This window comes from Dolichospermum circinale AWQC310F (assembly GCF_000426925.1).
GTDB lineage: Bacteria > Cyanobacteriota > Cyanobacteriia > Cyanobacteriales > Nostocaceae > Dolichospermum > Dolichospermum circinale.
In genome coordinates this window covers 9815-13557 of record NZ_KE384707.1, presented here as the reverse complement: position 1 = coordinate 13557, position 3743 = coordinate 9815, and the positions used below count along the sequence as shown (strand labels likewise).

General features: G+C 37.5%; 2 protein-coding genes and 1 rRNA gene. 2 read left to right on the top strand and 1 reads right to left on the bottom strand.

The window, feature by feature from the left end:
* Nucleotides 1–93: ribosomal RNA gene (rrf, locus tag ACIR310F_RS23805) — 5S ribosomal RNA — on the top strand; the annotation flags it as partial.
* Nucleotides 94–284: 191 nt separating this feature from the next.
* Nucleotides 285–1931 carry a metallophosphoesterase family protein gene (locus ACIR310F_RS0118130; protein ID WP_028085053.1) on the top strand — a complete coding sequence of 549 codons (1647 nt, stop codon included), beginning with the start codon at nucleotides 285–287 and terminating at the stop codon, nucleotides 1929–1931.
* A gap of 79 nt (nucleotides 1932–2010) precedes the next feature.
* On the opposite strand, the gene ctpC is transcribed toward ACIR310F_RS0118130, so the two are convergent.
* Nucleotides 2011–3294: a carboxyl-terminal processing protease CtpC gene (gene ctpC, locus ACIR310F_RS0118125; RefSeq protein ID WP_028085052.1), complete on the bottom strand. Its 1284-nt coding sequence runs from the start codon at nucleotides 3292–3294 to the stop codon at nucleotides 2011–2013.
* Nucleotides 3295–3743 lie beyond the last annotated feature (449 nt).

Here is a 3743-nt window from a genome sequence, read left to right as displayed (position 1 = left end):
CACACTGATCCCTTCCCGAACTCAGAGGTGAAACGCTGCTGCGGCGACGATAGTTTGGGGGTAGCCCCATGTCAAAATAGCTCGATGCCAGGTTTATTTTTTGCAAGTACATCACCCCCTCTATTTATTTAGTGGGGGTTTTGTTTTTTGACGATAGTTCAACGGCTGTAGAAGCGTTGTCAAGAAGACTTTATTTTTATTCTTAAATTAAGATGTTAACAGGGCGATCATCGCCTTTGCGTAATATAGTTATAGCAAACTTGAGTTATTTTGGGCAAATAATCATGAAATCAGCACCAGAATTGCTGACAGATCCATTTTTACAACTACCAACCCCAACAACAGTACAAGTAGTGTGGTTTACCGAGTTTCTTGGTGATCATCATTCAGTTAGCTACGGAGAAAATCTCCAGAAAACTTCCCTAGCCCATACTACCAAACTCAGTCGCACCAGAGAAGACCAAGAATCACGAGTCGGGAATCAGACTCAAAACGGGCAAATTTACCAAAAACCCGTTCAACGTCATATTTGGCGACATGAAGCCGTAGTAACAGAATTAACTACTGGTGTGCGAGTTCCCTATCGCGTTACCAGTGTCCGGGAAGATGGTCAAAGCGTCAGTAGCGAAGTTTTTACCCTGACAACCACTCCCCAACCGGGAACACCATTAAAAATCCTCCTCACCTCAGACCACCAACTAAAACCCATGACGGCCGCAAATCTGCAAAAGGTTGTCGAAACAGTAGGACAAGTGGACGGAGTATGGTTTGCGGGTGATTTAGTCAATGTTTCAGACCGCGCTTCTGAATGGTTTGATGATAATCGAGGTAATGCTCTTTTTCCTGGTTTACAAGGTCACGCTAAATATCAGATAGAACATAATGGAGTTAAGGTCACTTATACAGGAGGGAAAATTATTCAAAATGCACCCATGTTTACTTGTATTGGTAATCATGAAGTTATGGGTAGATTTCAAAGAACAGCAAGTTTAGATGATGAATTTAATGATACTATTCCCCGGGGAATTGCTAAAAAATTATCTGGCGAAAAATCCTTAAAAGATCATTCCTTTAATACTGACACTTATGAGGAAATTTTATCTTTACCTGAAAGTCAACCAGGGGGAAAAACCTACTATGCTGTTAGTTTTGGAGATGTGCGTCTTGTTGTTCTTTATGTTACGAATATGTGGCGTAGTCCTAGATTAGATCGAGATACTAAGGGGCGATATCAAGAAGCAGAAAAAGACTTTAATCATCCAGAAAATTGGGGTTATGGACAAATTATTTATGAACCAATTTTTGCAGGTAGTCAACAATATAATTGGCTAAAACAAGAACTCAACAGCCAAGAATTTCAAGCAGCAAAATATAAAGTTGTCATGTTTCATCATCCACCCCATACATTGGGTGATAATATTACTCCACCCTATACTCATCCCATAGGAATAATAGAATATAATGATGCCGGAAAAATCGCATCCATAAATTATCAATATCCCAAAGATCAAGATTATATTATTCGTGATCTTATTCCCCTATTAGAAACTGCTAAAGTGCAATTAGTATTTTATGGACATTCCCATTTATGGAATCGTTTTATCAGTGCTAGTGGAATGCACTTTTTAGAAACATCTAATGTCGGTAACTCTTATGGTGCTGCTTGGGGGGAAAGACAGCGAAAAATACCAAATAACTATCAAAAAGATTGTATCGCAATTGGTGATCCCAATGGTTTACAACCGATAGTACCAACTATTTCGCCCTTATTAGGAGAAAATGGTCAACCACAGCCTTATATTGCCAGTAATGATATTACAGTTTTTAGCATTTTCGACACAGGAACAGGGACAATTAGTAGCTATCGTTTTGATACGAGAAAACCCGATACTGGAGTTGTTAAGTTTGATGAATTTAAGTTGAAATTCTGATTGTTGTCAAGTTATAGGGTGAGATAGTTCATGGCTAGAGACGGTCTATGGAACGTCTCTAATTTACCTAGCTGTTTATTTAATTTTTCTTGATTGTACTTGTATTTTGAGTAATTTGTTTACCTAATAATTCCACAGCTTTCGCAAATTGAGGATCTGCAAGAGTCCCTAATTTATCCCGTTCACGCAACCATAAATCTTGTCGTTGGGCATCAGTTAATTCTACCTTCACATCTGGATCAATACCATGTTTATTAATATCTTTTCCACTGGGAGTATGATATTTAGCAATAGTTACAGCCAAACCTGAACCAGATTTTAAAGGTTGCACAGATTGCACCAAACCTTTACCAAAAGTTTGATTTCCTACTAAAATCGCCCTTTTATTATCTTGTAACGCCCCAGAAAGGATTTCACTAGCACTGGCTGAACCTTTATCTACTAATACTACCAAGGGCTTATTAGTCAAAGCCGAGCCATTTGCTACTTGTTTATCTTGCGTACCCTGGCGGTCAATAGTAAAAACAATTGTGCCTTTATTCATCCACATTTGGGCAATTTCTATACTCGCATATAGCAAACCTCCGGGATTACCACGTAAGTCTAAAATATATCCAGAAACCTTTTTAGCTTCTAGGTTTTGAATAGCATCTTTCATTTCCTTACTAGCATTAGCACTGAATTGATTTAAGCGAATATAGCCAATATTACCCGCTGGAGTTTTCTTTTCCGAATAGCGCACAGGATGAATTTCAATTCGCGCTCGTTGGATATAGAATTGTTTTTTCTGGCCATTACGTAAAATCGTCAGTTTCACCTTAGTTCCTGCTTTGCCACGGATCAGGGCTACTGCATCATTTGTATCCATTCCTTTGGTGTTTTTACCATCAATTTCCAGAATAATATCTTTAGCTAAAATACCCGCTCTAAATGCCGGTGTATCTTCAATAGGAGCAATGACAAGCAGTTGTTTAGTTTTTTCATCTTGACTAATAGTGATACCAATACCTGTAAGTTCTCCAGAGGTATCAACTTGTAAATTTTTAAATTCCTCCGGGTTCATAAACCGTGTGTAAGGGTCTTCTAGCTTCTTCAGCATTTCCCGGATGGACTTATAAGCCTCCTTCTCATCAGTATAGGACTTGTTTAAATATTCCTTGCGTACAGCTGGCCAATCTATCTGATTAAAAGTTCCATCTACGTAACGATAGTTAATAATCTGCCAAACTTCATCTACTAAATCCTTGTGACTGTCTTTAAATGAAGCTTTACCAATTGAATGAATACCAAGACTAGTAACAGCGATTGTAGAAAGCGTTACCACTGTAGCACTTAAAACCAGCTTACTCTTTGTAATTACCATAATGACAGCTGTGTCAAAGGAAAAAAATATATGTCAAGTATGACTAATCTAACACAATGATTCGTAATTAGTAATTGATAATTGCTAATTAGTCTTTATTTGCGTATATTGCTAGACTGATGAGTAATTAAGAAGCACGGAGGCTAAGTAATAGAAGCTAGGAAATAGTAATTCCCAATTCGATATTTTATGCTAGTGAAGCACTTACAGCCAGAAGACTTGACAATTCTTCATAATTTAGGCAATTAATCTGATGGTTTTAACTTTTATTGATGGTCAAAACCTTTTTGTTGAATTTAAAAATCAAGGTAAATTAAATGAACCACAAATCAGAATTATCCAGGACTGACGCAAGTGTCACAAAAAATTATTATATCATTTGTTTGTAGTCAGGGCTTTAGCCCTGATGAGTGTTATCATAGTTTCTTGAAGATAGGACTAAAGTCCTA

Bases quoted from the DNA above. Each gene is read 5' to 3' on its own strand.
- ctpC (WP_028085052.1), bottom strand. From the start codon at position 3,294: ATGGTAATTACAAAGAGTAAGCTGGTTTTAAGTGCTACAGTGGTAACG.
- ACIR310F_RS0118130 (WP_028085053.1), top strand. From the start codon at position 285: ATGAAATCAGCACCAGAATTGCTGACAGATCCATTTTTACAACTACCA.